A 26,979-nucleotide genomic window follows, 5' to 3' on the forward strand; every position below is an offset into this window, starting at 1 on the left:
CGGTGCGGCGGATTAGCAGACAATAGCGTGCACGTTCCGCACCATGCCGGTGAACGAATAGGGTGGCCTGCGCATCATCCAGGGGTGGAAGGAACGTTCAGTGTCGAGATCCGGTAACCGGCGCCTGCTGCTGGTTTCCACGAATTACGCTCCCGAGCACGCGGGGATTGGGCCGTACGCCACCCAGATCGCGGAGCACTGGGCGGATCTCGGCCACGAGACGCACGTGCTCGCGGGCATGCCGCACTACCCGGCGTGGTCGGTCGAGCCGGAGTACAAGGGGGCGCTCCGGCGCACGGAACGGCGCGCGGGGGTCACTGTGCACCGGCGTGCGCACACCGTGCCGGCACGCCAAACCGCCGTGAAGCGGGCCCTGTTCGAAGGATCGATTCTGCTGCACGGCGCCGTGGCCCCGCCCCGGATGCCGAAGCCGGACGCGATCCTCGCCCAGATGCCCAGCCTGGCCGGCGGAGTGCTCGCCGCCCGGCTCGCGGCGCGGTGGAAGGTCCCGTACGTCCCGGTCGTCCAGGACCTGATGGGCGCCGCCGCCGCGCAGAGCGGGATCAGCGGCGGCGACAAGGCCGCCGCGATCGCGGGCCGCGCCGAGGCGTACGCGCTCAAGCGGGCCACGCTGGTCGGCGTCATCCACGAGACCTTCGTGGACCGGGTCGTCGGCATGGGCGTGGACCCGGCGAAGATCCGTCTGGTCCCCAACTGGTCCCACGTGGCGCAGCCCACCAAGCCGCGCGACGAGACCCGCCACCACCTGGGCTGGGCCCCCGGCCAGACCGTCGTCCTGCACTCCGGGAACATGGGGCTCAAGCAGGGCCTCGAAGTCCTCGTGGGCGCCGCCCGCCTGGATCCGGACGTCCGTTTCGTCCTCATGGGCGACGGCAGCCAGCGCTCGGCGCTCGCCGAGCTCGCGGCGGACGTCCCGAACCTCGACATCATCCCCCCTGCCGCCGACGGAGAGTTCCCCGATATCCTCGCGGCGGCGGACGTGCTCGCGGTCACGCAGCACGCCGCCGTACTGGACATGAGCGTGCCGTCGAAACTCACCTCCTACTTCCAGGCCGGCAGGCCCGTGGTCGCCTCCGTGGCGGCCGAGGGCGGAACGGCCCAGGAAGTGGAACGCTCGGGCGCGGGGGTGCTCGTGCCGCCGGAGGACCCCGAGGCCCTGTTGAAGGCCGTACGGATCCTGGCCGAGGACCCCGACGGCGCCGATGCTCTGGGAGCGGCCGGACCCCGCCACGTGGCGGCCCACCTGAGCCGTGAAGCGGGCCTGGCCCGCATCGACGCACTGATGGACGAAGCACTTGGGGGTCCCCGGCCGTGATCGAGACGAACCGCCCTGCAGCGGCCCCGGCCGAGGACGAACCCGACCTCCTCCGGGATCAGTTCCGACAGCTCCTGCGCTACCGCCGGCTCATCGGCGCCGGCATCGGGATCGGGCTGCTGGGCGGCGTCTACCTCGGTGTCTCCACGGCCGACACCTACGTCGCGACCGCCGACGTGGTGCTGCGGGCGCCCACCGACGACCCGTTCAACCCGAGCCTGGCCCCCGACAAGGCGATCAACATCGGCTCGGAGCGCCAGGTCGCGCTCAGCTCCTCCATAGCCAACGAGGCGGCGAAGAAGCTCGGCGTCTCCCCCTCCGGTTTCGCCGCCCTGCGCAGCGGACTGCAGGTGACCAACCCGCCGCAGACGATGGTGCTCCGCTTCACCTACACCGCGTCCTCCCCGAAGGAGGCCGCCAAGCGGGCCAACGCGATGACCGAGGCGTACCTGCTCAAGCGGCAGGAGTCCCTCGACGCGACCCGCGACAGGATGGTCAAGGGCTACCAGGAGCAGCGCGACCCGATCTCCAAGCAGCTCGACGACCTCGCGAAGCAGATCAACGCGATGCCGGCGGGTCCCGCGCGCGACGCGGCGTACTCCTCCAAGACCGACCTGCAGAGCAAGGTCAACACGCTCAGCGGCAACATCTCCAAGCTCCAGGCCCTCGACATGACCCCGGGCCGGGTCACCAGCTCGGCGACCGCGCCCGCCGGGGCCGACGGCCCCGGCATCGTGATGTCGCTCGCCCTCGGCGCCGCCGTGGGCCTCGCGCTCGGTCTGCTGGCCGCCTGGGTCCGGCTCGTCTTCGACCCGGCGCCGCGCTCCGAGGGCGACGTGGCCCGGGCCCTGCGGGCTCCCGTACTCGGCTACCTGCCGCGGGACAAGACGGGCGGCGGGCCGATGCTCGCGGCCGGCGAGGCCGATCCGCGGCTCGCCGAGGAGTACCGCTCGGTGGCCTTCCGGCTCGCCTACGACTCCCGCTTCGCCGACCGGCGCCGCCTCCTCGTCGTCGCCCCGCGCGGCAGCAGCGAGATCGCCGCCGCGGTCGCCGTGAACCTCGCCGCCTCCTTCGCGGAGACCGGCAAGGACGTGCTGCTCATCGAGGCCGACCTGCGCACCCCGGTGCTGGCCAGCCAGCTCCCCACCGACTCGAGCGGCCGGCCGCGCTGGAGCCAGGCACAGGGCGGCGCGGCCGCCGGGAAGAGCGGCCCTCAGCACGGGGACGCCGAGTGGCCCGACGGGCGCCAGCTCGTCGTGGACGCCGGGGAGTCCGGCGCCTTCGACCTGATCCCGGGCCAGCGGGTCCGCAACGTCGCCCGCGCGCTGACCTCCGCGCGCGCCACCCGGCTCGTCTCCGAGGCCGACTCCCCCAACGCCACCGTCGTCGTGCTCGCGCCGCCCGTGCTCTCCTACGCCGACGCCCTGGCCCTCGTGGACCGCGTCGACGGCGTCCTGGTCGTCTGCGACCCGCGCGCGGTGCACCGCTCCGACCTGTCCCGGATCCGCGAGCTCATCAGCGGCGCCGGCGGCACCGTGCTGGGCGCGGTGCTGCACGCGCCGCTGCCCGGTGAGAAGCGCGGCCGGGGCAAGGACCGCGACGGGGCCGCAGCGGCCGAGCCGGCCGCGGCCTCCGCGACGCGGGCCCAGCCGCAGCCCCAGCCGCTCGCGTACGAGGTCGACGAGCAGCACATCCCGGGCGACGGTACGGACACGGTCGCCCTGCGCACCGTCCGTCCGGGCCGGCGGTGAGCCGGCGCGGCCTCGGGGCGGTCGCGTCGGTCCTGGACCAGGCGGCCTCCAGCGCCACGAACATCCTGGTGCTGGTCCTGGCCGCCCGGCTGTCCTCGGCTGCCGGATTCGCCGAGTTCTCGATGGTCTACGTGACCTTCAGCGTGCTCCTCGGACTGAACATGGCCTACGTGGGCCAGAGCCTGGTCCTGGAGAAGGGCGAACGGCTGGGCGCGGTCTGCCGGTCGGCCGCCGCGTTCACCGGGGCCGCCTCGGCCGCAGCCGGCGCGGTGCTCGCGGTCGTCGGCCTCGCGCTGCCCGGGTCCACCGGGCAGGCCTTCCTCGCGCTGGGCCTCGTACTGCCCCTGGTGCTCCTGCAGGACGGGCTGCGGTACTGCTTCTCCGCACTGCGCACGCCCGAGCGGGCGCTGGCCGCGGACGCGCTGCGGCTGGGGTGCGTGGTCGCGGCGCTGGTCGCCCAGCCCGAGGGGGCCTCGGCGGGGCGGCTGGTGCTGGTGTGGGGGGTCTCGGCGCTGCCGGCGCTGGCCCTCGGCCTGTTCCTGCTGCGGCCGTACGTACGGGGCGTCCGCGCGGACCTGCGTCCGTACCTGCGGCGGGGCCACCTGGGGCAGCGGTTCGTGGTCGAGTTCGCGGTGGGCAACGGCTCAAGCCAGCTCGCCGTCCTGGGCCTGGGCGTCTTCGCGACCCCCCTCGCCGTCGGCGCCCTCCGGGGCGCGACCACCCTCTTCGGGCCGCTGAACGTGCTGTTCAACTCCGCGAACGCCTTCGCCCCGCCGGTCCTCGGCCGGCTGCGCGGCAAGCGGGCGACGGTGCGGGCGACGGCCCTGCTCGGCATGGTGCTGGCCGCGCTCGGCGCGGGCTGGGGGGCCGTGCTCTACGCGCTTCCCGACGGGGTGGGCCGCTCGCTGCTCGGCGACACCTGGTCGGCGGCGTCCGCGCTGCTGCCCGCCACCGGGGCCCAGTACGCGATCATGGGCCTGGGCACCTGCGCGCTGCTGACCCTGCGCGTGCTCGCCCCGAAGGCCACGCTGTCCTTGCAGGTGGTCTACTCCCTGCTGGCGGTGGGCCTGCTGCTGGGCGGCTACGCGATGTGGGGCGTGGCGGGCGCCGCGTGGGGCCTGGCGGGCGGCTCGGCGGCGAAGGCGACCGCCGGCTGGCTGCGGGTGGCCCGCCTCCGGACGCCCGCGCCGGCACTCGCTCCGGCGGCCTAGTCCGGCCGGATGGTCTCCACGGTGCCCGCGAGTCGGGCCCGTTCGGCGGCCAGGACGGTCAGGTGGCTGATCAGGGACTCCCGCGGGCCGGACTTCACCAGGGTCCGGTCGCCGGTGGCCACGGCCGCGACGAAGGAGGCCATCAGCCCGGCGTCGCCGCCGCCGTGGCCGCCGGCGGCGTCCATCGACCCGCCGGTGGCGAGGTCGATCAGCTCCTCGGTGCGCGTGAGGAAGTCGTAGACCCTCAGCTGCCTGCCGTCGCCGCGCAGTTCGCCTCGGGTGCCGAATACGCGGGTCTGGCGGTCCGCCTGTTCGGTGAAGGCGGTCATCGTGAAGGTGGCGGTGGCTCCGGAGGCGAACTCCATGGCCACCACCTGGTGGTCGACCACGTCGTTGTCGCAGGCGTACACGCACCGCCCGTACGGGCCCTCCCGCAGGGCGGTCTCCAGGGCCCCCGGGGCGAACTCGTCGACGACCACGCCGAGCGGCCAGCCGTGCTCGCCGCGCGCGAGCCGATCCCCGTACTCGCGCTTGGCGGAGTACGCGCAGGTCGTCTCCACCGCGCAGTCCAGACAGCGGTCGGCGGCGCCGGACGGCCTGTTCTCGGGCCGGAAGTGGGACAGGCGCCCGAAGCTGGAGACGCGTACCGGCGGCTGCCCGAGCACGTACTGCAGCCAGTCCAGGTCGTGGCAGGACTTGGCCATCAGCATGGTGGTGGCCTCGTCCTCGCGCCGCCAGTTGCCCCGGACGAAGGAGTGGGCCTGATGCCAGAAGCCGACGGGTTCCAGGTGCTGGACGCTGACGACCTCCCCGAGCCGGCCCGAGTCGACGACCTGCTTCAGCGCCCGCGTGTAGGGCGTGTAGCGCAGGACGTGGCCCACCGCGAGGGTCACCCCGGCCTCCTCCACCGCCGCCGCGATGCGACGGCACTCCTCCTCGGTGAGGGCCATCGGCTTCTCCAGCATGATGTGGTAGCCGAGCGCGGCGAAGGCCAGGGCCGGTTCCAGGTGGTCCCGGTCCAGCGTGCAGATGAGCACCGCGTCCGCGATCCGGCCGCGGGCCGCCAGCTCCCGCCAGTCCGCCACCGCCGCCCCGGCGTCCAGTGCGTGGTCGGCCGCGAACCGGTCCCGCCGGACCGCGCGCGGCTCGGCGACCGCGACGACCCGGGCCCGGTCCGGACGGGCCAGCGCCCAGCGGGCGTGACCGGTGCCCCGGTCTCCGGCGCCGACGACTGCGAGGGTGACGACGGAGGACATCCGACCTGCTTCCCGAACCGGTGGCCGACGCGCTCGGCAAGCGCTTTCGGCGGAGAAGGTAGCGACCCGCGGATCACCCCGGCAAGGGGTTCGGTCAGCGCAGCGTGGTGGCCCGGTCCTGGCGGTACGTGGCCACGAGCGCGAGGCACAGGCCCGCGATGGCGACCCGCCCGGACGCCTGGAGCAGCGGCCCGCGCAGCAGGATGAAGGAGTACCCCGCGACCAGGGGCACCACCACCGAGATCAGGCTCCCGGGCGGGGAGCGCCGGGTGGCGCGTTTCGCGTAGCGGCGGTCCACGCGGGCGGAGGCGTAACCGATGCCGAGCAGGCCGGCCCCCATGCCGATCGGGCCGAAGTCGAGCCAGAGTTCCGCCCAGATCGGGGAGGAGAGGTTGGTGTTGACCGTGCCCATCCACTGGCCGACCATCACGCCCGTGTCCTTCGCCTTGCCGGGCCACACCGAGCGCGGCACCGCGAAGAAGATCGATCCCGCGAGCTGGCGGCCGTAGGAATGGCCGGGCCCGGAGTTCGAGTAGGTGATGGTGTTCGCGAACATGCCGATCTGGTCGTAGTCCTTGAGCGCCATCGGCTCCAGGAAGGAAGTGGTCTCGACGGGCCTGTAGTTCTTCTCGTCGTAGCGGAAGCGGTCCGCGAACGGGAAGACGAGCAGGGCGACGATCACCGCCATCGACAGCGCCACCCGGTACATCGCGGCGCTCACCGGGAAGATGGTGAACAGCAGCGCGAACATGACCGTGAGGAACCAGTAGCGCGGGTTCGAGATCGGGTTGTTGACCACCAGGTTGAGGGCGGCGAGCGCCGCCCAGGTGACGATGACCGACACCTTGCGGCGGGCGAACTTCGAGGTGATCAGCCAGCGCGTGTACAGCAGCAGCGAGAGCAGCGCCGGCACGGTGCCGAAGCCGCGCAGCAGCGCCTGCCCGGCCTGGCCGTCTCCGTCGGAGATGCCGGCCTCCTGGATGCCCGCGATGATCTCCTGCCGGCTGGAGAAGAAGACGGCCGGGCCGCCGAGCTTCATGACGAAGACGGCGCTGCACAGGAAGGAGATCACGGTGAGCAGTTTCAGGCGCCGCCGGTGCGCCATGATCGGGCGCGACACCTTCTGGGAGCCGCCCGCTCGGCCGGCCGGCCGGTGGCGGGCCAGCAGGGCGCCGACGTCGAACGCGGTGCAGCCGAGGAGGACCAGCCCGATGGCGGCGGTCAGGTCGGAGCGGGGGCCCACGACCGGGGTCGGGACCTGTCCCAGGACGGCCTGGGCGAGCGGGGCCACGCCCATGGCCATGTAGACGAAGAGCCAGAAGGAGCCCTGCAGCAGCTTGCGGCGGCTGGTGAGCACCATCGCGGAGAGCCGGGCGCCCGCGTACATGGTGAGCAGCAGCTGGAGCCAGAAGGCCGCGTCGTGCTTGCCGGCGCCGGTCTGGACGGCGACGAAGAGCGGCAGGAAGACGGTGAACCCGAGGGCGAGCGGGACGGACAGCGCGCGCGAGAGCAGGGTGCGCGGGGTGGTGACCTTGCCCCACTGCCGCTCGTCCTCGACGGCGGCGGGCGGTGTCGGTGCGATCGGGGGCTTGCGTACGTCCGTTGCCACTGCCGCCCCCACCCCATGTGCCTGATCCGCGCGCAGTCTAGTCTGAGCGCGCGGCGCCCGGGGAGGCGCCGGGGTGGAGATGATCGGGGCTTCAGTTGCGTGACCTTCCTGCCTTCACGCTGGCCGGATACGACAAGGGGCGCGGGCGGCTGACGCAGGCGCTCTGGTTCGCCGTGATGAACACGCTGTTCATGAGCTGGTTCTGCCCGGCGCGGCTGCGGGTCGCGCTGCTGCGGGCCTTCGGGGCGAAGATCGGCGAGGGCGTGCTGATCCGCCACCGGGTGCGGGTGCTGTGGCCCTGGAAACTCACGGTCGGGGACCACACCTGGATCGGCGAGGGCGCCTGGCTGCTGAACCTGGAGCCGGTGACGATCGGCGCGAACGTGTGCCTCTCGCAGGAAGCCCTGCTGTGCACCGGCTCGCACGACCACCGGGCCGCCGACTTCCGCTACCGCAACGCCCCGATCACCGTCGAGGACGGCGCGTGGGTCGCGGTGCGGGCTACCGTGCTGGCCGGGGTGACCGTGGGCCGCTGCGCGGTCGCGGGAGCGGGCTCGGTCGTGCACCGGGACCTGCCCGAGCTGACCCTGCAGACCCAGGACGGGCGGCGCCGCCCGGTCAAGGAGCCGAAGTGAGTACGGGTTCGAGCCTCCGGGTCCTGCACGCCGTCACCCTGCACTCCCCCTCGCACGCCTTCGGCGGGCCGGTCCGGGTCGCGCTGAACCTGGCCAAGGGGCTGCGGGCGCGCGGTCACGAGGCGCGGCTGCTGGCGCTCGGCGAGGGCTTCGGGGAGCCGTGGCCGACGGAGGTGGAAGGGGTCCCCGCGGAGCTGTTCCCGGCCCGCCGGCTGCTGCCGCTCGGCTTCAGCGGGATGACCTCGCCCGCGCTGCTGGCCTCGGCCGGCCGCCTGGTGCGGGAGGCCGACGTGGTCCACGTCCACCTGGCGCGGGACCTGGTGACCCTGCCGGTGGCCCTGGCGGCGCTGCGGGCCGGCAAGCCGCTGGTGCTGCAGACCCACGGGATGGTGGACCCGAGCGAGAAGCTGCTGGCGAAGGTGCTGGACGCGGTGGCCGTACGCCGGGTGCTGCGCGGCGCGGACGCCGTGCTGTACCTGACCCCGTACGAACGGGAGGGCCTGGACGCGGTGGTGGGCATGCCGCTGGCGCGGGCCGTACGGCTCGTGAACGGGACCCCGGCGCAGGAGGAGCGGCCCCCGCTGAGCGGCCCTCCCCGCATCCTGTACTCGGCGCGCCTGCAGGCCCGCAAGCGGCCGGTGGACTTCGTGGACGCGGCGCCGGCCGTGCTGGCCGTGCACCCGGACGCGCACTTCGTGGTCGCGGGCCCGGACGAGGGCGAGCTGGCGGGCGTACGCGCGCGCATCGACGCCCTGGGTCTCGCGTCCCGCTTCACCGTCCCGGGCGCGCTGTCGAGCGGGGAGGTTCTGGCGGAGCTGCGGCGCGCCCACGTGTACGTACTGCCCTCGGTGGACGAGCCGTTCCCGATGTCGGTGCTCGAGGCGCTGTCGGTGGGCGTGCCGTCGGTGGTGACGCGCTCCAACGGGCTGGCGCGTGACGTGGAGGGGGCGGGGGCCGGGCGGGTCGTGGACCCGGGTGCGGAGGGTGTCGCGTCGGCGGTGCTGGCCCTGCTGGACCCTGCGGCCAACCGCTCCGCTTCGGGGGCGGCGCGCGAGCTGGCCGGGGCCGCCTTCTCGATGGACTCGGTCCTGGACACGCTGCTGCCGGTGTACGAAGGGGCCCTGCGGGGCTAGCCCCACCCCGCCCTTCCACCGTTCCCCGGGCGCCGCCCGGACCCGCGCCTCAAACTCCCCCAGCTACCGCTGGGAGGTGCCCCCTGGCGGGGCTGAAAGAAGCGGGCTCCGCCCGAGCCCGGTCCTCGAACGCCGGACGGGCTGGAAATGCCGCCGGCGGGGCTGGTTGCCCGGAGGGCGATTCCAGCCCCGCCGGCGTTTGAGGCGTGGAGGTCCCCCCGGACGGAGTCTGGGGGAGGGTCTGGGGCGGAGCCCCAGGAGGCCGACGGCAGTTGGACTACGCGGGGATCCAGGCGTAGCAGCCGACCGAGTTGAACTCGGCGGTGCCCGCCGGGATCGTGGCCGTGATCTTGTCGCCGGGCTGCGGCGCGGCCTCGGGGCTCGCGGCGAGGACCGTGCCGTCCTTGCCCTTCGCCTCCCACTTGCAGGTCGTGGCCTGCGTCAGCGCCCGGTACGTGCCCGCCGCGGGCGACGGGCGGGTGCCGTCCGGGAAGCCCTTCTCGGCCGCCGCGAGGATCGGCTTCTGCTCCGGGCACAGGTGGTTGATGGCGTCCTTCGCGCCCGCGATCTCCCCGGCGATGATCGATCCGGTCGCCGCGTCCTTGTCGTGCTTCGCGGTGCGCGCCACCCGCTGGCAGGCCTCCTGGCCGCTCTGCAGGACGGCCGCCGGGTCCATCTTCTCCGGGACCCGTCCGCTCAGGTACTGCTTCTCCTGCGCGGTGAAGGTGCCGGTCTTCGGGGTGAGCTTCGCGTCGGGCAGGACGGGGCCGGCCGGCTTCGCGTTCGGGTCGGCCGACGGCGCGGGGGTGTCCGCCGGGTCGGGGGCCGCCGAGGAGGCCGGGGGCTTCGCCTTGGCCTCCGCGCCGGAGTCGGCCTTGTCCCCGTCCGAACTGCAGGCGGTCAGCGTCAGGGCGGCGGCCAGCAGAACAGCAGCCGCTGCGGAGCGTCGGTACATCGGGTGGCTCCCGTACTTACGTGCTGGTTGTTGACAGGGGTGCGGGGCCCGGCCGAGGTGCGGCCGGGCCCCGCTCCTACGGCTACTTCGCGCCGAAGGTGAGCACCAGCTGCGGGGCGCCCTCCGCCGCGGTGGACTCCGAGGACCAGAGCCACAGCGGGTCGGTGCCCGTGCTCGTCAGGGCCAGGCTGTAGCTGCTGCCCAGCACCGCGGAGAGCGCGGTGGTGTCCAGCGTGACGTTCTGGACCGCGGAGCCGTCCGGCACGCTCGCGATGCTGCCGAGCGGGGTGGTGCCGAGCGTGGGCTTGGTGTTGAAGGTGGTGCCCGCGCCGCTCCAGGTGCCGGTGACCGGGACCACGGACACCGTGTCGGCGGTGCCGGCGCCCGTCTGCGTCGTGGTCTTGAACTGGAGGGAGGCCGACTTCAGGACCTGACCGGCCGGGGCGGCCGGGAGGTTGAAGCGCAGGTACGACTCGTACGCCGAGGTGCCGCGCACCGCGAGCGAGGTGGACGTGCCGTAGGCGGTGCTCGGGGCGCCCTGGTTGATGTAGGTGTCCTCGGTCGCCTTGACCGTGGAGACCGTGTCGGTGGGGGCGGTGGCCAGGTCGAAGTGGTTCTTGACCTGGGCCTGGGTGAGCACCGACGGGTAGACGGCCGTCTCGTCGAGCTGCCCGGCGAAGAAGTTGCTCGTCGGGCGGTTCGGCCAGCTGGCGAGGTTGTCGCCGCCGACGTGCCAGTAGCCCGCGTAGGCCTGCGAGGTGGTCACGTTGAGCGTGCCCTTGCTCTGGCCGTCGACGTACAGGGCCATGCCGCCGGGGCCCTGGGTGGCGACCACGTGGTGCCACTTGTTGTCGTTGTACGTCTCGAACAGACCGGTGGTGATGGCCTTGGTCCCGCCGCTGTAGACGCCGAAGACCAGACGACCGGTGTTGGTCATGTAGATGTGCTTGTCGTACGAGCCGCTGTTGCGGGTGGTGTTGTTGCCGAAGCCGATCAGCTTCCCGCCGCGGACCGAGTTCGTCTTGAACCAGGTCTCGATGGTGAAGGAGCTGCCGACCGTCTGGCGGCGGTCGCTGTGCAGCTTCTGGCTCGTGCCGTTGAAGCCCATCGCGGTGCTGGTACCGGAGATGGCGCCGGGCGACTGGCGCAGGGCCGGGGCGTTGTGCTGGAGGCCGCTGTTGTTGCCGCTGTTGGAGGAGTCGGCGACGTACGGACTGACCGTGTCGTCGTAACGCCAGTACATCTGGGCGCCGTCCGCGCGGACCTGGTTCGGGTACCCGTGGACCGCGGTCGGGACCGTCGCCGAGGCGGTGGCCGACAGGGCGCTGGTGTTGCCCGCCGCGTCGGTTGCGGTCACGCGGTAGGTGTACGTCTGGCCGGCCTTGACCGTGGTGTCGGTCCAGGAGGCCTGGGGGCGCTCCCACTCCAGCGAGTTCGCGGTGACGGTGGCGGCCGGGGTGGCCGAGCCGTTGCGGTAGATGCGGTACGTCAGCTTGCTGTCGTCCGCGTCGTAGCTGGTGCGCCAGCGGACCTGGGCCTCGCCGGGCTTGACGCTGCCGACGCTGACCACCGGGCTGGTGGGCGCGCCGCGGTCGCCGGTGGAGGCGAAGCGGGTCAGGCCCTGCTGGGCCTTGCCGTTGATGAGGGTGAACTCACCGCCGACCCACATGTACTTGACGTCGCTCTTCTCGGCCACGGCCATGACGCGCGGGCCGATGCCCTCGCCGAGTCCGTCGTTGGCCGTGGGGTGCCAGCCGAGCTTGCCGGGGCCGCGGACGAAGCCGTCCGCGGGCGCGGGGGCGGCGCCTTCGTGGTTGGTCGGCTGGGCCAGCAGGAAGTGCCGCTTGCCGTCGGGGAACTCCAGCTCGGTCTCGCAGTTGTGCGCGTGCGAGGAGCTGTAGAGCACTCCCTGGTACGGCAGCACGAACTGGGTCGCGCCGAGGCAGCGGTCGCGCCACTTCTCGCTGAAGTCGCTCAGGTTCAGGCCGATGCGGCCGTCGAAGACACCGCCGCCGGAGCCCTCGTTGCCCGTGTAGAAGCCGGTGGCGTCGGTGGAGATGTCCTTGACGACCGAGTTCGACGGGATGTTGGTGTAGGTCTTGGTGACCGCGCCGGTGCCGGCGTCGACCACGGCCAGGGCGTGGCTGTTCTTGCCGTTGACCGTGAAGAAGTCGCCGCCGAGCAGCACGTTCTTGCCGTCGGGGGTGACCTCGACCGCGCGGCCCGGCTCGTCCACGTTGGCGACGAACGGCTTCAGCGCTCCGGAGCCGGCGTCGATCGCGGCGAACCGCTCGCGCGTCTGGCCCTCGACGGAGGTGAAGTCGCCGCCCGCGTACAGGGTGTCGTCGGTGACGGCGAGCGCGCGCACGGTGGCGGGGAAGCTCGGGTGGAACGAGGCCTTGGGGGTGCAGCTCGCGATGTCGATCGCGGCGAGGCTGGAGACCGGGGTGCCGTTGACGGCGCCGAAGGAGCCGCCCGCGTAGAGGGTCTTGTTGTCCTTCGAGACGGCCAGCGTGCGCACGGTCGCGGTGCCGTCGCCGATGGTGAAGGCCAGCTTGCAGGAGGTGGGGTTGCCCGTCGCGGCGTCCAGCGCGACGAAGTTCACGGCCTCCTGCTCGGCCCCGGCGGTGCCCTCGGGCGGGCGCACGGCGGAGAAGGTGCCGCCGGCGAAGACGGTGCCGTTGGCCTGGGCCATCGCCCAGACGATGCCGTTCGGCTGCCACGTGGGCAGCTCGTCGGCGGTGAACGCCACTGGCGCCGTGATGGCGGACGCCTGCGGCATCAGCACCAGGCCTATTCCGGTGCCGGCACCGGCCAGTGACAGGACGAGGGCAGCAGTCAGCCCTCTGGATCTACGCATGAGCCCCCCAGGGCAACAGCCCGGTTTTGATGGCTGGAACTATCCGAACAGCCATATGTACAGGCGCAGACTAGGGCGCGCGAAACGGCCCGGTCACCTTGCTTGACCCATTGCATACCAAGTTGGAATCAACAGGTTCCGCATGGAGGGTGCACTTCGGACATACGGCAGGTTTGCCCCGGTCATTCCTGACGGAGTGACCGGGACACGGCAAATCGTAGGCGAAATATAAGGCCTCAGCGGTCGATGCGGACCGTCGCGCCCGCCAGTTGGTCCTCGACCTGGCGGATGTCGGCGTCCACCATGATCTGGGCCAGTTCCGCGACCAGGACCGTCGGCTTCCAGCCGAGCAACTCCTGGGCCTTGGAGGCGTCTCCAATGAGGGCGTCGACCTCGCTGGGGCGCTCGTACTTGGGGTCGTAGCGCACGTGCTCGTTCCAGTCGAGACCGGCGTGGGTGAAGGAGGCCTCGACGAACTCCCGGACGGTCGCGGCGACACCGGTGGCGACCACGTAGTCGGTGGGCTCGTCCTGCTGGAGCATCCGCCACATCGCGTCCACGTACTCGGGGGCGTAGCCCCAGTCACGGACGGCGTCGAGGTTGCCGAGGTAGAGCTTCTCCTGGAGGCCTGCCTTGATGCGGGCCACCGCGCGGGTGATCTTGCGGGTCACGAAGGTCTCTCCGCGGCGCGGGGACTCGTGGTTGAAGAGGATCCCGTTGACGGCGAACATGTCGTACGCCTCGCGGTAGTTCACCGTGGTCCAGTACGCGAACACCTTCGCGGCGCCGTAGGGGCTGCGCGGGTGGAACGGGGTCCCCTCGTTCTGCGGGGGCGGGGTGGCGCCGAACATCTCGGAGGACGAGGCCTGGTAGATGCGGGTGTCGACACCGCTGGCCCGGATGGCCTCCAGCAGGCGCAGCGCGCCGAGGCCGGTCACGTCGCCGGTGTAGAGCGGGGCGTCGAAGGACACCCGGACATGCGACTGCGCGCCGAGGTTGTAGACCTCGTCGGGGCGTATCTCACGGAGCAGGTTCACCAGGGCGACGCCGTCGGAGAGGTCGGCGTGGTGCAGGACGAAGGACCGGTTGGCGGTCTGCGGGTCCTGGTAGATGTGGTCGATGCGCTCCGTGTTGAAGCTGGAGGACCGCCGCACGAGCCCGTGCACCGTGTAGCCCTTGGAGAGCAGCAGTTCGGACAGGTACGAGCCGTCCTGTCCGGTGACGCCGGTGATCAGTGCGGTCTTGCCCATGCGGTCCCCCAGGGATGTGTTGCGCTTTGTGCGTCGTGGTTCGTCGTACTGAGCCCCTGCCGGGGGCTACGGGTGTACGGGCTTCCTGCGGCCCCGTGGCGGCCGTGGCCCGGCGGTCGCGGTCTTCGGGCGGGCCGGTCCGGCAGGAACGCGGGGCTGGATGCGTACCGTACACGCCGGTCCCGCCCGGATGCGCTGCGCGCCCACCCGGCGGTCGGCCCCCGGGGTATGCACCGGGCGCGTGGGCTCGCGCGGACCGCCGTCCCGCCGCCACCCCACCCCGCGGGAGCGCAACGGCGCAGCCGAGCGCGGCACCTGGCCCGCCGGCCCCGCCGCGGCGCGGCAGAGCCGCGGAACCGACCCTGCCCACCCGCGCGGAACGCAACGGCGCAGCCGAGCGCGTGGCCCACCCGGCCCACCCGGCCCGGCGCAGGCCCGGCGCAGGCATGGCGCAGGCATCTCCGGCTGCGCAGCCGGGCCGGCCGAATGCCGGCCGCCACCCGCGCGGGAGCGCGACGGCAAGGGACCCCGGGGCAGCACCCCCGCGGGAGCGGACTGGCATCATCGGCGGTATGACAAGTACGCCTCTCCTGCCCCCGAACGCCCGTGTCTTCGTCGCGGGACACCGCGGCCTCGTGGGCTCCGCGGTCGCCCGGCGGCTCACCGCCGACGGCCACGAGGTGCTCACCCGGGTCCGCGCCGACCTCGATCTGCGGGATGCCACCGCGACCGGGGCGTACCTGAAGGACGTCCGCCCGGACGCGGTCGTGCTGGCCGCGGCCAAGGTCGGCGGCATCATGGCGAACAGCACGTACCCGGTGCAGTTCCTGGAGGAGAACCTCCGGATCCAGCTCAGCGTGATCGCCGGCTCGCACGCCGCGGGCGTCGGCCGGCTGCTGTTCCTCGGCTCGTCCTGCATCTACCCCAAGCTGGCCCCGCAGCCCATCCACGAGGACGCCCTGCTGACCGGCCCCCTGGAGCCGACCAATGAGGCGTACGCCCTCGCGAAGATCGCCGGCATCGTGCAGGTCCAGTCGTACCGCAAGCAGTACGGGGCCTCGTACATCTCGGCGATGCCCACGAACCTCTACGGTCCGGGCGACAACTTCGACCTGGAGTCCTCGCACGTCCTGCCCGCCCTGATCCGGCGGTTCCACGAGGCCGCCGCGGAGGGCCGCGAGGAGGTCACCCTGTGGGGGTCGGGTACCCCGCGCCGGGAGTTCCTGCACGTGGACGACCTCGCCGCGGCCTGCGCCGTGCTGCTGAACTCGTACGACGGCGACGAGCCCGTCAACATCGGCTGCGGCGAGGACCTGACCATCAGGGAACTGGCCGAGACGGTCGCCGAGGTGACCGGCTTCCGCGGCCGGCTCGCCTGGGACACCTCCAAGCCGGACGGAACGCCCCGCAAGCTGCTGGACGTCGGCCGGCTGACCTCCCTCGGCTGGAAGCCGGGCATCCCGCTGCGCGACGGCATCGCCTCCACCTACCGGTGGTGGCGCGAGCAGAGCGGGCAGCACGGCTGATCCCACCCGGAGCCCTTCAGTACGCTCCGCGACCGTCGACGACGGCGCGGAGGGTACGGCCCATGACGTCGACGTCACTGGTGAAGGACCAGTTGTCGACGTACTGCAGGTCGAGCTGGATCGTTTCGTCCCACGACAGGTCGGAGCGCCCGCTGATCTGCCACAGCCCCGTCATCCCGGGCCGCACGGTGAGCCGGCGCAGCTCGACCTCGTCGTACTTCGCCACCTCCTCCGGCAGCGGCGGGCGCGGGCCGACCAGCGACATGTGGCCGGTGAGCACGTTGATCAGCTGGGGCAGTTCGTCCATCGAGGTGCGGCGCAGCAGCCGGCCCACGCGGGTCACCCGGGGGTCGCGGCGCATCTTGAACATCAGGCCGTCGTTCTCGTTGGCCCCGGACAGTTCGGCCTTCAGCGCGTCGGCGTCCACGACCATCGTGCGGAACTTCCACATGGTGAACGGAGCACCGTCGCGGCCGATGCGGCTCTGCCGGTAGAAGGCCGGGCCGCGCGAGCCGAAGCGGATGGCGAGGACGATCCCGAGGAAGAGCGGTGCGAGCAGCACCAGTCCGGCCGCGGCGCCCGCCCGGTCCAGGAGGGACTTGAGCAGGGGCTGAACGCCCCGGCTGACCGGCGGCGCGACCCGCAGGACGGCGAGCCCGCCCGCGGAGAGGGTCTCCAGCCGCTTGACGGAGATCTCCACGAGTCCCGGGAAGACGGCGAGTTCCAGTCCGGCGTCGTGCAGGGCCCAGGCGACCCGGCGCAGCCGCTCCCCCGAGATCCGCGCGCCGGGGGCCACCAGCACCAGGTCGGCGTGGAGGTCGTGGACGGCGCCGAGCACGGCGGCGGAGTCGCCGTTCGAGGCCTTGGGCATGCCGTCGCCGAGCCGGGCGGCCACGGGCACCCCGCTGGCGAGCGGGCCGTCGCCGACCGGGACCACGCCGACCACCACGTAGGGGTGGTCGGTGCGCGAGGCGAGGTGCGCGATGACGTCCTCGGCGGCGTCGGGCTCGCCCACGACCAGGACGCGGCTGACCGCGTGGGCCTCGCGGCGGGCGGCGGTGAGGTGACGGTAGGTCAGTTTGTGGCAGGCGACGGTGATGAGGAGGGCGGGCAGCAGCGCGCCCAGGGCGGACAGCCGCGGCGTGGACTCCTCGGTCACCACACGGGCCACGGCCAGAACGCCGATCAGAATCAGCCAGTCGTGTACGACGGGCAGCACTCCGCGGGACTCCCCGAGGACCCGGGTCGCGTACCGCCGGCGCAGCGCCTGCACCCCGGTCCACGCGAGCGCGGCGGCGAGGGCGCAGGAGAGGGGTCGTGCCTGCTGGGCGGCCTGGAAGACGAGGGCTACGGGTACCGCGGCTCCGAGGAAGTCGGCGGCGAGGGCGGCGGGCAGGTACCAACGGGCCTTGTCGCCGAGGTGCCGCGCGGGCACCAAGGAGTCACGGGCCGTCTTGGCCACTCTTTGCGCAGGAATATGGACATGCCTCATGGGCCCCCCTGGCACGTGGTCTATGACAGTGGCGAGTGTCCACGGCTTCCCCGGGCAACGGACATCTGTCGCACCGAGAAACAGTACGACAAACGCCAGTACGGTTAATGCCGTTTGCCGCAACACGGCCTCTCGTTGCCCAAGTGTTAGCAACCGGTACCAGTTGTTCCGAATGCTGGGCGCCCCGGCATGCACGCACATGTGAACAGTCCGCATACCGGATATGTCTCTTCGGACAACGAACCGTTTTTGGCCAATCATTTGACGCGGTCCTGACATTAATCGCCGCGGGTGGCACTCTTCGACCGTTCATCGCACCAGCCCTGATCTGCCCGGAGGCCCACCCAGCCATCCGGAACCCCCCTTGCAGAAGGAGTCTGCGTTGAGTCCCACCCCCCAAAGGCGTGCCACTGCGGTCGGCGCGCTCGTAGCCGCGGCAGCCCTGCTCGCCGTCGGCATACAGGCCACTTCCGCAACCGCCGACGCCACCGCGTCGAAGGCACCCGCGGCCGCCAAGTCCAATCCGGGCGCGGCCAACCTCAAACTCAGCGCTTCGGAGCGTGCGACGCTCCTCGCCGAGGCCAACTCGACCACGGCGCAGGCCGCCAAGACCCTCGGCCTCGGCAGTGGCGAGAAGCTCGTCGTCCGTGACGTGGTCAAGGACGCGGACGGCACCACGCACACCACGTACGAGCGCACCTACGACGGTCTGCCCGTCCTCGGCGGTGACCTCACCATCCACGCCAAGGACGGCGTCACCAAGAGCGTGACGAAGGCGACCCACCACGAGATCAAGGTGGACACCACCGCCACGGTCACCCCGGCCGCCGCCGAGAGCCAGGCGATATCCGCCGCCAACGCCGAGGGTGCCAAGGACGCCAAGCCCTCCAAGAACGCCCGCAAGGTGGTCTGGGCCGCCGAGGGCGCTCCGGTCCTCGCCTTCGAGACCGTCGTCGGCGGCATGCAGCACGACGGCACCCCGAGCGAGCTCCACGTGGTGACCGACGCCAAGACCGGCGCCAAGATCACCGAGTGGCAGGCCGTCGAGACCGGCACCGGCAACACCATGTACAGCGGCCAGGTGACCATCGGCACCTCGCAGTCGGGCAGCAACTTCACGCTGAACGACGCCACCCGCGGCGGCCACAAGACGAACAACCTCAACCGGGCCACCTCCGGCACCGGCACCCTCTTCTCCGGCACGGACGACATCTGGGGCAACGGCCTGCCGGCCAACCTGGAGACGGCCGCCGCCGACGCGCACTACGGCGCGCAGGTGACGTGGGACTACTACAAGAACGTCCACGGCCGCAACGGTCTGCGCAACGACGGGGTCTCCCCGTACAGCCGCGTCCACTACGGCAACAACTACGTGAACGCGTTCTGGCAGGACTCCTGCTTCTGCATGACCTACGGCGACGGTGACGGCAACGCCAAGCCGCTCACCTCCACCGACGTGGCCGCGCACGAGATGACCCACGGTCTGACCTCGGTCACCGGCAACATGACGTACAGCGGTGAGCCCGGCGGTCTGAACGAGGCGACCTCCGACATCTTCGCGGCGGCCGTCGAGTTCTACGCCAACAACCCGCAGGACGTCGGCGACTACCTGGTCGGCGAGAAGATCGACATCCGCGGCAACGGCACCCCGCTGCGCTACATGGACAAGCCGAGCAAGGACGGCTCGTCCAAGGACGCCTGGTACTCGGGCATCGGCTCGATCGACGTCCACTACTCCTCGGGCCCGGCCAACCACTGGTACTACCTGGCTTCCGAGGGCTCGGGCGCCAAGGTCGTCAACGGCGTGAGCTACGACTCGCCGACCTCCGACGGCCTCCCGGTCACCGCGATCGGCCGCGACGCCGCCTCGAAGATCTGGTTCCGCGCGCTGACCACGGGCCTGTTCCGGTCGAACACCAACTACGCGGCGGCCCGTACGGCCACCCTGCAGGCGGCGGCCGACCTCTACGGAGCCGGCTCGACCACCTACAACAACGCGGCCAACGCCTGGGCGGCCATCAACGTCGGCCCGCGCATCGTGAACGGCGTCTCGGTCACCAACCCGGGCAACCAGAACACCGTCACGGGCAGCGCCGTCAGCCTCCAGATCCAGGCCACCAGCACCAACGCGGGTGCCCTGAGCTACGCGGCGACCGGTCTCCCGGCCGGCCTGTCGATCAACTCCTCGACCGGCCTGATCACCGGTACCGCCAACACCGCGGGCACGTCCAACGTGACCGTGACGGTGACGGACTCCGCGAACCAGACCGGCACGGCGGCGTTCACCTGGACGGTCGGCACCCAGCAGCAGACCGTCTTCGAGAACACCACGGACTACGCGATCAGCGACAACTCCACCGTCGAATCGCCGGTCACCGTGAACCGCACCGGCAACGCGCCGAGCACCCTCAAGGTGGATGTGAACATCCTCCACACCTACATCGGTGACCTGAAGGTGGACCTCGTCGCCCCGGACGGCACCCTCTACAACCTGCACAACCGGACCGGCAGCAGCACCGACAACATCATCAAGTCCTACACGGTCAACGCCTCCTCCGAGGTGGCCCAGGGCGTGTGGAAGCTGCGTGTCAACGACAACGCGAACATCGACACCGGCAAGATCGACAGCTGGAAGCTCACCTTCTGACCCCCACCGGGGCCGAGTGAGCACCTGCTGAACCGTTAGACACGGGGCCGCCCGGGAGAAGACCTCCCCGGGCGGCCCTGTCCCATGGGCCCGTGGCCGGACGGGACCACGGGCCCCCGGTCCGGGGACCTTCGCCACCGGCCCGCGCACTCCCGTACGGGGACACTGGGAACGAGCAAACCTACGCAACCGTAGGTTCGGGTGACCCCCCGAGTGACGGACGTGCCCCCATGCCGCAGATCCCCCCGAACGTCCCTGCTGCGCCCGCCGCGCAGCGGCCCTGGCTGATCCAGGGCGGCATGGGCGTCGGGGTCTCCGGCCGGCGGCTGGCCAGGGCCGTGTCCCTGGAGGGACAGCTGGGCGTGGTGTCCGGGACCGCGCTGGACGTCGTACTGGCCCGCGTCCTGCAGACCGGCGATCCGGGCGGGCACGCCCGCCGCGCACTGGCCGCCTTCCCGCTCCCCGAGCTCGCGCAGACCGCGCTCGACCGCTACTTCCGCGAGGACGGCCCGGGCGGGGGCGCCCCGATGCGGACCACCCCCCGGCTGCGCGCGACCGGCGGGGCCCCGGCCGAAATCCTCACCGTCCTCGGCAATTTCGTCGAGGTCTGGCTCGCGAAGGAGGGACACGATGGCATCGTCGGCATCAACTAGCTGGAAAAGATCCAACTGGCCACCGCCCCCGCTGGGGGCACCTCCCAGCGGTAGCTGGGGGAGTTCGGCGCGATCCTGGCAGGCGTCGACCACGTGCTCGTGGGCGCGGGAGTCCCCGGCCAGATCCCTGCCCTCGCCTCGCGACTGGCGCGCTGCGAACCCTGCGTGACGAAGATCGCCGTCGAGGGCGACGTGAACCCGCTGGAGCACCTCTTCGACCCGGCCGCGCTGCTCGCCGGGCACTCCCCCGGCTACCGCTGGTGGGGGTCCCCCCGGCGGAGCCAGGGGGAGGACCCCCCGCCCGGCCCGCTGCGCCGCCCCGAGGTGCTGGCCATCGTGTCGCTGCCGGTGTGCGGCCGAGCCGGTGGCCGCGTACGTCCGCAAGGGCGGGGACGCGGCCGACACGAAGGGACGCCAGTGCCTGTGCAACGGCCTGCTGGCCACCATCGGCCTGGCGCAGCGGCGGCCCGGCGGCCGGGTGGAACCTCCGCTGGTGACGATCGGCAAGGACCTGTCGTTCCTGCCGAGGCTCGCCCCGGGCGCGGAGCCGTACTCGGCGGCGGACGTGGTGCGGTGGCTCTCGGCCGGGGTCGTCGGCCCTGCGGGACGGACCTGACCGGGTAGGCGTGCACGCACGTACGGGTCGTCCACGGGAGGGCCCCGGAAGCCCCGCGGCGCGGGGGCCGGGCCCTTGCGGGAGCCGGGTCAGCGGAAGGTGCCGAAGCCGCTGCCGAAGAAGTCCTCGTCACCGCCGCCGCCGTTCCAGTCGCCCCGGCCGTCCCCGTCACCGCCGCCGTTGCCGCCGCCGTTGCCGCCGTTCCAGTCGTGGTGGCCGTTGCCGCCCTCCCCGACCGGCTTGAAGAAGGCGGAGACGACCTCCACGTTCCGCACCCGCTCGCCCGGCTCCAGCACCACCTCCGCCTCCCCGTTGCAGCCGCGGTTGTCGAAGAGCACGGCCAGCGACTCGGTGTCGTTCCTGACATCGATGGCGGGCTCGTCCCGGGAGGTGTGCGTCAGCACGTAGCAGGTGTCGTTCTCCTGGGGCCGGATCTGCCCGTCGCGCTCCTCGCCGGCCTCGTCCAGGAACCGGTAGTGCAGCACACCCAGGTTCCAGCCGTCGTGACCGTCGGCCAGCGACGGCCCGGCAGTGGGCAGGACGAGCGCGACGGCGCCGACGAGCACGGCGGCAGTGGTACCAAGACGCATGGGGGGTGTCCGTTCCTCGGGTCCGCGGACGCCGGTTCCGCCCGGCATCCGCGGGCAGCGTAGGAGCGCACCCCCCTGCCGAAACGATTCGTCGAGCCTGGCGCGCACGCGGTTCACCCGTGAGGCCGGGTGGCCTCCGGCCCGGTCCAGGGGGCTCCGGCGGTGGAGGGCGGGCGGCTGGTGGACCCGCCGTCCGCCCCCCGAGGCCGTTTCCTGCGGATCAGGCCCGTACCCGCCGGCCCGGACGGGGCCGGGTGTGTGCCGGGGCGTCCCCGCAGGGCGACGAACACAACCACCCTCTGCCCACCGACCCCTCGAACCGTTCGACGCCCGAGGAGACGCCCCGGCGCGCGCCCGGACCCGGCCGGGCCGGCACCCGCACCGGCCCGATCCGAAGAAGCGGCCTGGCGCCGCGACGTCACCGCAGCAGTACGCCGCCCCCCGCGTCCGTGTCCGTGTCCGCCGGGGCGGCGACCAGGCCCAGTTCGGCCGGGGTCGCCAGCAGCGGGTGCGCCGGCAGGATCCGTACCGTGTAGCCGAAGGGACCCGTGCGGTCGAGGGCGAGCGGGCCCTCGTACACCCAGCGCCCCTCCAGGTCAGGACCGGCGGCCGGCTTGAGCGGGAAGGTCCGCCCGTCCCGGATGACGTCCTGCGGGTCCACCCGCCCCGCGAAGGCCTGCACCTCCACGTCCTCGGGCGCGAGGGATTCCAGCGACACCTGCACCCGCAGGGTGAGGGTGGCCCCCAGCTCGGCGGTGCCGTTCACGGGAGCCGCGGCCAGCGCCTCCACGTGCTCGACGCCCACTCGCGGCCAGGCCGCCCGGACCCGCCCCTTCCACCAGGCGAGGTCGCGCGCCGCCTCGGGGGTCAGGGCCCGGTGGGCGCGCGCGGCCGGGGCGTAGAGCCGTTCCACGTACTCCCGCACCATCCGCCCCGCGAGCACCTTCGGCCCCAGCGACACGAGCGTGCGCCGGACCATCTCGATCCACCGCACCGGGAGCCCGGTGCGCCCGACGCGGTCGTAGAAGCGGGGCGCGACCCGGCCCTCGATCAGCTCGTAGAGGGCGTTCGCCTCCAGGTGGTCGCGGCGGTCCTCGTCCGCGCCGAGCCCGTCGGCGGTCGGGATGGCCCAGCCGAAGTCGGGCTCGAACCACTCGTCCCACCAGCCGTCCAGTACTGACAGGTTGAGGCAGCCGTTCAGGGCCGCCTTCATCCCGCTGGTCCCGCAGGCCTCCAGCGGCCGCAGCGGGTTGTTCAGCCAGACGTCGCAGCCCGGGTAGAGCTTCTGCGCCATCGCCATGCCGTAGTCGGGCAGGAAGACGATGCGGTGGCGCACCCGCGGGTCGTCCGCGAACCGCACCAGCTCCTGAACGAGCCGCTTCCCGCCGTCGTCCGCGGGGTGCGCCTTGCCCGCGACCACGATCTGCACCGGCCGGTCCGGGTCCAGCAGCAGCCTGCGCAGCCGCTCCGGGTCGCGCAGCATCAGCGTCAGCCGCTTGTACGAGGGCACGCGCCGGGCGAAGCCGATGGTGAGCACGTCCGGGTCGAGTACGGAGTCCACCCAGCCCAGTTCGGCCTCGGCGGCCCCGCGCTGGCGCCAGGAGGCGCGCAGCCGGTCCCGTACCTCCTGCACCAGCTGCTCGCGCAGCACCCGCCGCAGGTCCCACACGTCCTGGTCCGGGATCTCGGCGACCGCGTCCCAGCGCTGGGACCCGCCCACCGACAGCGCGTCCTCGGTCCGGCCGGCCCCGATCTGGCGGGCTCCGAGCCGCACCACCTCGGGCGCCACCCAGGTCGGCGCGTGCACCCCGTTGGTGACCGACGCGATGGGCACGTCGGCCGGGTCGAAGCCGGGCCACAGACCAGCGAACATCTCCCGGCTGACCGCGCCGTGCAGGGTGGACACCCCGTTGGCGCGCTGCGCGAGGCGCAGGCCCATCACCGCCATGTTGAACACCCCGGGGTCACCGCCGGGATAGCTCTCCGCGCCCAGCTCCAGGATCCGCTCGACGGGTACCCCGGACAGCTCGCCCCCCTCCCCGAAGTGCCGGGCGACCAGGGACCGCTCGAAGCGGTCGATCCCGGCCGGGACGGGGGTGTGCGTGGTGAACACGGTCCCGGCGCGCACCGCCTCGACGGCGGCGTCGAAGCCGAGGCCCTGCTCCCGCTCCAGTTCCCTTATGCGCTCCAGCCCCAGGAACCCGGCGTGCCCCTCGTTGGTGTGGAACACCTCGGGGTCGGGATGCCCGGTGATCGCGCAGTACGCACGCACGGCGCGCACTCCCCCGATCCCCAGCAGCATCTCCTGCAACAGCCGGTGGTCGCTGCCGCCCCCGTAGAGCCGGTCGGTCACCTCGCGGGCGGCGGCGTCGTTGTCCTCGACGTCGGAGTCGAGGAGCAGCAGCGGTACGCGGCCGACGCGGGCCTGCCAGATGTGCGCGTGCAGGGCCCGTCCGCCGGGCAGCGTCAGCGAGACCCGCGCCGGGGAGCCGTCCTCCTGACGCAGCAGCCCGAGCGGGAGTTCGTTGGGATCGAGTACGGGGTAGTGCTCCTGCTGCCAGCCGTCCCGCGACAGCGACTGCCGGAAGTAGCCGTGCCGGTACAGCAGTCCCACCCCGATGAGCGGAACGCCAAGGTCGCTGGCGGCCTTGAGGTGGTCCCCGGCGAGGATGCCGAGGCCGCCGGAGTACTGGGGCAGGGCGGCGGTGATCCCGAACTCGGGCGAGAAGTAGGCGATCCCGGCCGGCAGCTCCGCGCCGTTCTCCTGTCCCTGGTACCACCTCCCGCCGTTGACGTAGTCATCGAGATCGGCGGCGACGACGGCGAGCCGCCGCAGGAACCGGCGGTCGCCGGCCAGCTCCGCGAGCCGGGCGGCGGAGACGGCCCCGAGCAGCCGGACGGGATCACCGCCGGCTGCCTGCCAGCCCTCGGGGTCGACGGATTGGAAGAGTTCGCGGGTCTCGGCATGCCACGACCAGCGCAGGTTGCGCGCGAGGTCGGTGAGCGGCAGCAGGGTCTCGGGGAGGACGGGGCGCACGGTGAATCGACGGATAGCCTTCACACGTTCCACCTTCGCAGGGGATTGCGGATCGGAGCGGGGTCACCACGCTGTGCACCCTCGCATCACCCCCGGAAGGCTAGCGAGCCCGCCCCCTCCCGACCATGGCGCCTCAGCGGTGGCCGCGCTCAGCCGGACCAGCCGCGGCGCACCACCTCCCGCGGCGTCTCCGGGATCTCGGCCTCCCGGACGGCGCGGGTGTCGGCGCGGGCGAGCACCCGCACCATGGCGGGGTTGGTCTCACCGAACGGCATCGGGCCGGTCCTCCTCCAGCAGGTCGTCCAGGTACTCCCACAGCACCTCGGGCAGCGCGGCGCGGTCCAGGGTGCGCAGCACGGCGAACGCCGGCTCGTCCAGGTACCGGCCCAGTTCGTTCAGAGCGTGCAGGTGCGCCTCCATCGCGCCCGGGTCCTGCTCCCGTACGGCGGCCAGCGCCAGCGCCCCGCACAGGTAGCGGCCGACCTCCGGCTTCCAGGAGTCCGGCCAGTCCGAGGCCTCGTTGGCGGCGAGCTCCCGCACCCGGGGGTCGGGTGAGCGGAGCCCTGCCGCGTGGGCCCGGGAGCCGGGGTCGGCATCCAGGGTGTCGCCGTGGGCCAGGTCCCGCGCGCCGGGTCCGGACAGCGTCAGCCGCGCCGTCAGGCCGGGGGACAGCAGGTCGACTTCCCGCCCGACGAACTCGATGCGTTCCAGCCGCACCCACGCCCCGCCGGGGGTGCGCAGCCCGAGCCCGGGGTGAGGGGCGCCGCGCAGGGTGCGCACGACGACTCGTTTCGCGTCGCCCACGGGCTCCGGCAGGCCGTGGAGCTGTAGCCGGGCCGCCCTCGCCAGCAGCCGCGCCAGGGCTGGCGACTCCGTACGCAGTTGTGCGAGGTGGTGCAGTTCGGTGTCGTCCAGGGCCGGTTCGACGCACGGCAGGGCGTCGAGCAGCGCCGCGAGGGCGTCCGGGTCGTCCTCCCGCAGGGCGGCCGCGGCCAGCGCGGAGGCCAGGCGCCGTTCCGCCGCCGGGGGCCACACCGTCACCGTCGCCGCCCGTGCGGCCGCCTCCCGCATCCGGGGGTCGGCAGAGGCAAGTTGGGCCGTGATCAATTCCTGCGGGTCATCGATACGCATGTGGCAGTGTCGCCCATATGAACGATCGAGGCGTGGACGTGGCCCGGCACAGCCTGGAGGGGTTGGTGCTCGGGGATGCCTTCGGGCAGAGCTGGTTCGTGCGGGATGCCGCGGCCGGGGAGCGGTGGCTGGCCGGGCGGGTGTTGCGTTCGGGGCCGTGGAAGTGGACCGACGACGCGGCGATGGCGCTCGTGCTGTACGGGCACCTGACCCGGCACGGGGAGGTCCGCCCCGGCGAGCTGGCCGGGGACTTCGCCGCCGAGTACGCGCGGGATCCGTACCGCCAGTACGGGGCGTCGATGCACGAGGTGCTGGAGCGGATCGGGGCCGGGGAGGACTGGCGGACCGTCACCGGGGAGCAGTTCGGCGGGCAGGGCTCCTGGGGCAACGGGGCGGCGATGCGGGTGGCTCCGCTCGGGGCCTGGTTCCACCGCGACCTCGGCGCGGTGGTGGAGCAGGCGCGGCTCTCGGCGCTGGCCACGCACGCGCATCCGCAGGCCGTGGCCGGGGCGGTCGCCGTGGCGGTCGCGGCCGCGCTGGCGGCGGCCGGCCGGGGCGGCGCGGCTCCGCAGCGGCCCGGCTTCCTGCGGGAGGTGGCCGACCTGGTGCCGGAGGGGGAGGTCCGGGACCTCGTCCTCGTGGCGGCCGAGTTGCCCGCGGGGACGACGGTGCGGGAGGCGGCGGAGCGGCTGGGGTCGGGGTGGCGGATCTCGGCGCCGGACACCGTGCCGTTCGCCCTGTGGTGCGCCGCCGGGCAGCCGGACGATCTGCCCGAGGCGCTCTGGCGGACCCTGGAGGGGTGGGGCGACCGCGACACCACGTGCGCGATCGTGGGCGGTGTGGTCGCGGCCCGGACCGGGTTGGCCGCCGTCCCGGCCGAGTGGCGGGCCAGCGCCGAGCCACTACCGCTGCGCGCCCCCGGGCGCCGCGGCTGACGCCGCCGCGTTCGCGCGCTGCTCGCTCGGGGTGATCCCGTACGCCTCGCGGAAGGCGCGGCTGAAGACGGCCGCGCTGCCGAAGCCCCAGCGGGCGGCGATGGCGCCGATGGGGCGGGTGAGCAGCTCGGGGCGGGAGAGGTCGGCGCGGCAGCGGTCGAGGCGGCGCAGGCGGATGGTCGCGGCGACGCTCACCGCGGCCGAGGACATTTTCGACCACATCTTCCAAGACCCCCGCACACCACATCGGCCACTCCGGCCGCTCCCGCCACTCGGGACGACAGGAGCATTGTCGCCCGCACTCCCCTCACGAACGCTTCTGCGACACCGACTTGACGGAGCCTCGGCGGATGCGG

The 26,979-nt window shown here is 72.8% G+C and carries 20 protein-coding genes and 1 pseudogene; 10 read left to right on the forward strand and 11 right to left on the reverse strand.

The genetic code is table 11. The features are described 5' to 3' along the window. Window positions 1-130: 130 nt before the first annotated feature. The 3 genes from OG625_RS11730 to OG625_RS11740 are packed head-to-tail and all read left to right on the forward strand — an operon-like array spanning window position 131 to window position 4,298. Window positions 131-1,336: a glycosyltransferase gene (locus tag OG625_RS11730; protein WP_329390592.1), complete on the forward strand. Its 1,206-nt coding sequence runs from the start codon at window positions 131-133 to the stop codon at window positions 1,334-1,336. Further along, a complete protein-coding gene (locus tag OG625_RS11735; protein ID WP_329379059.1) occupies window positions 1,333-3,087 on the forward strand; it encodes a lipopolysaccharide biosynthesis protein in 1,755 nt (584 codons plus the stop codon). Before OG625_RS11730 ends, OG625_RS11735 begins: the two co-directional genes overlap by 4 nt. Continuing rightward, window positions 3,084-4,298, forward strand: coding sequence for a hypothetical protein (locus OG625_RS11740; protein ID WP_329379061.1), 1,215 nt, complete (start codon window positions 3,084-3,086; stop codon window positions 4,296-4,298). The genes OG625_RS11735 and OG625_RS11740 overlap by 4 nt, the downstream gene beginning before the upstream one ends. Here OG625_RS11740 and OG625_RS11745 read toward each other — a convergent pair. Both OG625_RS11745 and OG625_RS11750 read right to left on the reverse strand, forming a co-directional pair. Further along, window positions 4,295-5,554: a Gfo/Idh/MocA family protein gene (locus OG625_RS11745; RefSeq protein WP_329379063.1), complete on the reverse strand. Its 1,260-nt coding sequence runs from the start codon at window positions 5,552-5,554 to the stop codon at window positions 4,295-4,297. The genes OG625_RS11740 and OG625_RS11745 overlap by 4 nt on opposite strands. A gap of 94 nt (window positions 5,555-5,648) precedes the next feature. Further along, entirely contained in the window at window positions 5,649-7,163 is a 1,515-nt protein-coding gene (locus OG625_RS11750) for a hypothetical protein (RefSeq protein ID WP_329379065.1), read from the reverse strand. Window positions 7,164-7,258: 95 nt separating this feature from the next. On the opposite strand from OG625_RS11750, the gene OG625_RS11755 reads away from it, so the two are divergent. Both OG625_RS11755 and OG625_RS11760 read left to right on the forward strand, forming a co-directional pair. Next, entirely contained in the window at window positions 7,259-7,798 is a 540-nt protein-coding gene (locus tag OG625_RS11755) for a WcaF family extracellular polysaccharide biosynthesis acetyltransferase (protein ID WP_329379067.1), read from the forward strand. Continuing rightward, window positions 7,795-8,931, forward strand: coding sequence for a glycosyltransferase (locus tag OG625_RS11760; RefSeq protein WP_329379070.1), 1,137 nt, complete (start codon window positions 7,795-7,797; stop codon window positions 8,929-8,931). The genes OG625_RS11755 and OG625_RS11760 overlap by 4 nt, the downstream gene beginning before the upstream one ends. 277 nt (window positions 8,932-9,208) lie before the next feature. Here the strand turns inward: OG625_RS11760 and OG625_RS11765 are convergent, their stop codons facing one another. From OG625_RS11765 to gmd, 3 genes are all read right to left on the reverse strand, one after another. After that, complete coding sequence (locus OG625_RS11765; protein WP_329379072.1) at window positions 9,209-9,886, reverse strand: hypothetical protein; 678 nt, start codon at window positions 9,884-9,886, stop codon at window positions 9,209-9,211. An 82-nt stretch (window positions 9,887-9,968) separates the two neighbouring features. Beyond that, on the reverse strand, window positions 9,969-12,746 hold the full coding sequence (locus OG625_RS11770; protein ID WP_329379074.1) for a CBM96 family carbohydrate-binding protein: 2,778 nt from the start codon (window positions 12,744-12,746) through the stop codon (window positions 9,969-9,971). A gap of 236 nt (window positions 12,747-12,982) precedes the next feature. Further along, a complete protein-coding gene (gene gmd / locus OG625_RS11775) occupies window positions 12,983-13,996 on the reverse strand; it encodes a GDP-mannose 4,6-dehydratase (protein WP_329379076.1) in 1,014 nt (337 codons plus the stop codon). A 572-nt stretch (window positions 13,997-14,568) separates the two neighbouring features. Here gmd and OG625_RS11780 point away from each other — a divergent pair. Beyond that, entirely contained in the window at window positions 14,569-15,522 is a 954-nt protein-coding gene (locus tag OG625_RS11780) for a GDP-L-fucose synthase family protein (protein ID WP_329379078.1), read from the forward strand. Window positions 15,523-15,538: 16 nt separating this feature from the next. Here OG625_RS11780 and OG625_RS11785 read toward each other — a convergent pair whose 3' ends face one another. Further along, window positions 15,539-17,014 (reverse strand): sugar transferase, encoded by a 1,476-nt coding sequence (locus OG625_RS11785; protein WP_329379080.1) that lies wholly within the window; start codon window positions 17,012-17,014, stop codon window positions 15,539-15,541. Window positions 17,015-17,396: 382 nt separating this feature from the next. Between OG625_RS11785 and OG625_RS11790 the strand changes: the two genes are divergently transcribed. The 3 genes from OG625_RS11790 to OG625_RS11800 all read left to right on the forward strand — a co-directional run bounded on the left by OG625_RS11790 (window position 17,397) and on the right by OG625_RS11800 (window position 20,930). After that, on the forward strand, window positions 17,397-19,661 hold the full coding sequence (locus tag OG625_RS11790; RefSeq protein WP_329379082.1) for a M4 family metallopeptidase: 2,265 nt from the start codon (window positions 17,397-17,399) through the stop codon (window positions 19,659-19,661). A 230-nt stretch (window positions 19,662-19,891) separates the two neighbouring features. Next, on the forward strand, window positions 19,892-20,314 hold the full coding sequence (locus tag OG625_RS11795) for a hypothetical protein (RefSeq protein ID WP_329379084.1): 423 nt from the start codon (window positions 19,892-19,894) through the stop codon (window positions 20,312-20,314). 364 nt (window positions 20,315-20,678) lie between these two features. Continuing rightward, window positions 20,679-20,930, forward strand: coding sequence for a hypothetical protein (locus OG625_RS11800; protein WP_329379086.1), 252 nt, complete (start codon window positions 20,679-20,681; stop codon window positions 20,928-20,930). Between the two features lie 89 nt (window positions 20,931-21,019). On the opposite strand, the gene OG625_RS11805 is transcribed toward OG625_RS11800, so the two are convergent. The 4 genes from OG625_RS11805 to OG625_RS11820 all read right to left on the reverse strand — a co-directional run bounded on the left by OG625_RS11805 (window position 21,020) and on the right by OG625_RS11820 (window position 25,688). Continuing rightward, entirely contained in the window at window positions 21,020-21,520 is a 501-nt protein-coding gene (locus OG625_RS11805) for a hypothetical protein (protein WP_329379088.1), read from the reverse strand. A gap of 418 nt (window positions 21,521-21,938) precedes the next feature. Further along, window positions 21,939-24,581, reverse strand: coding sequence for an alpha-glucan family phosphorylase (glgP, locus tag OG625_RS11810; RefSeq protein ID WP_329379091.1), 2,643 nt, complete (start codon window positions 24,579-24,581; stop codon window positions 21,939-21,941). Window positions 24,582-24,706: 125 nt separating this feature from the next. Continuing rightward, window positions 24,707-24,832 (reverse strand): hypothetical protein, encoded by a 126-nt coding sequence (locus OG625_RS11815; protein WP_329379093.1) that lies wholly within the window; start codon window positions 24,830-24,832, stop codon window positions 24,707-24,709. Further along, window positions 24,819-25,688 (reverse strand): hypothetical protein, encoded by an 870-nt coding sequence (locus OG625_RS11820; protein ID WP_329379095.1) that lies wholly within the window; start codon window positions 25,686-25,688, stop codon window positions 24,819-24,821. The genes OG625_RS11815 and OG625_RS11820 overlap by 14 nt, the downstream gene beginning before the upstream one ends. Window positions 25,689-25,705: 17 nt before the next feature. Between OG625_RS11820 and OG625_RS11825 the strand changes: the two genes are divergently transcribed. Beyond that, complete coding sequence (locus OG625_RS11825) at window positions 25,706-26,623, forward strand: ADP-ribosylglycohydrolase family protein (protein WP_329379097.1); 918 nt, start codon at window positions 25,706-25,708, stop codon at window positions 26,621-26,623. Here the strand turns inward: OG625_RS11825 and OG625_RS11830 are convergent. Further along, window positions 26,591-26,815: pseudogene (locus OG625_RS11830) on the reverse strand (helix-turn-helix domain-containing protein); the annotation flags it as partial. The gene OG625_RS11825 and the pseudogene OG625_RS11830 sit on opposite strands and share 33 nt — an antisense overlap. Between the last annotated feature and the right edge of the window lie 164 nt (window positions 26,816-26,979).

The organism is Streptomyces sp. NBC_01351 (assembly GCF_036237315.1).
GTDB lineage: Bacteria > Actinomycetota > Actinomycetes > Streptomycetales > Streptomycetaceae > Streptomyces.

Excerpts from the sequence above, each read along its gene's own strand:
- gmd (WP_329379076.1), bottom strand. The coding sequence starts at position 13,996 with ATGGGCAAGACCGCACTGATCACCGGCGTCACCGGACAGGACGGCTCG.
- OG625_RS11745 (WP_329379063.1), bottom strand. The coding sequence starts at position 5,554 with ATGTCCTCCGTCGTCACCCTCGCAGTCGTCGGCGCCGGAGACCGGGGC.
- OG625_RS11805 (WP_329379088.1), bottom strand. The coding sequence starts at position 21,520 with ATGCGTCTTGGTACCACTGCCGCCGTGCTCGTCGGCGCCGTCGCGCTC.
- OG625_RS11765 (WP_329379072.1), bottom strand. The coding sequence starts at position 9,886 with ATGTACCGACGCTCCGCAGCGGCTGCTGTTCTGCTGGCCGCCGCCCTG.
- OG625_RS11770 (WP_329379074.1), bottom strand. The coding sequence starts at position 12,746 with ATGCGTAGATCCAGAGGGCTGACTGCTGCCCTCGTCCTGTCACTGGCC.
- OG625_RS11785 (WP_329379080.1), bottom strand. The coding sequence starts at position 17,014 with ATGAGGCATGTCCATATTCCTGCGCAAAGAGTGGCCAAGACGGCCCGT.
- OG625_RS11780 (WP_329379078.1), top strand. The coding sequence starts at position 14,569 with ATGACAAGTACGCCTCTCCTGCCCCCGAACGCCCGTGTCTTCGTCGCG.
- OG625_RS11795 (WP_329379084.1), top strand. The coding sequence starts at position 19,892 with ATGCCGCAGATCCCCCCGAACGTCCCTGCTGCGCCCGCCGCGCAGCGG.
- OG625_RS11820 (WP_329379095.1), bottom strand. The coding sequence starts at position 25,688 with ATGCGTATCGATGACCCGCAGGAATTGATCACGGCCCAACTTGCCTCT.
- OG625_RS11825 (WP_329379097.1), top strand. The coding sequence starts at position 25,706 with ATGAACGATCGAGGCGTGGACGTGGCCCGGCACAGCCTGGAGGGGTTG.
- OG625_RS11815 (WP_329379093.1), bottom strand. The coding sequence starts at position 24,832 with ATGCCGTTCGGTGAGACCAACCCCGCCATGGTGCGGGTGCTCGCCCGC.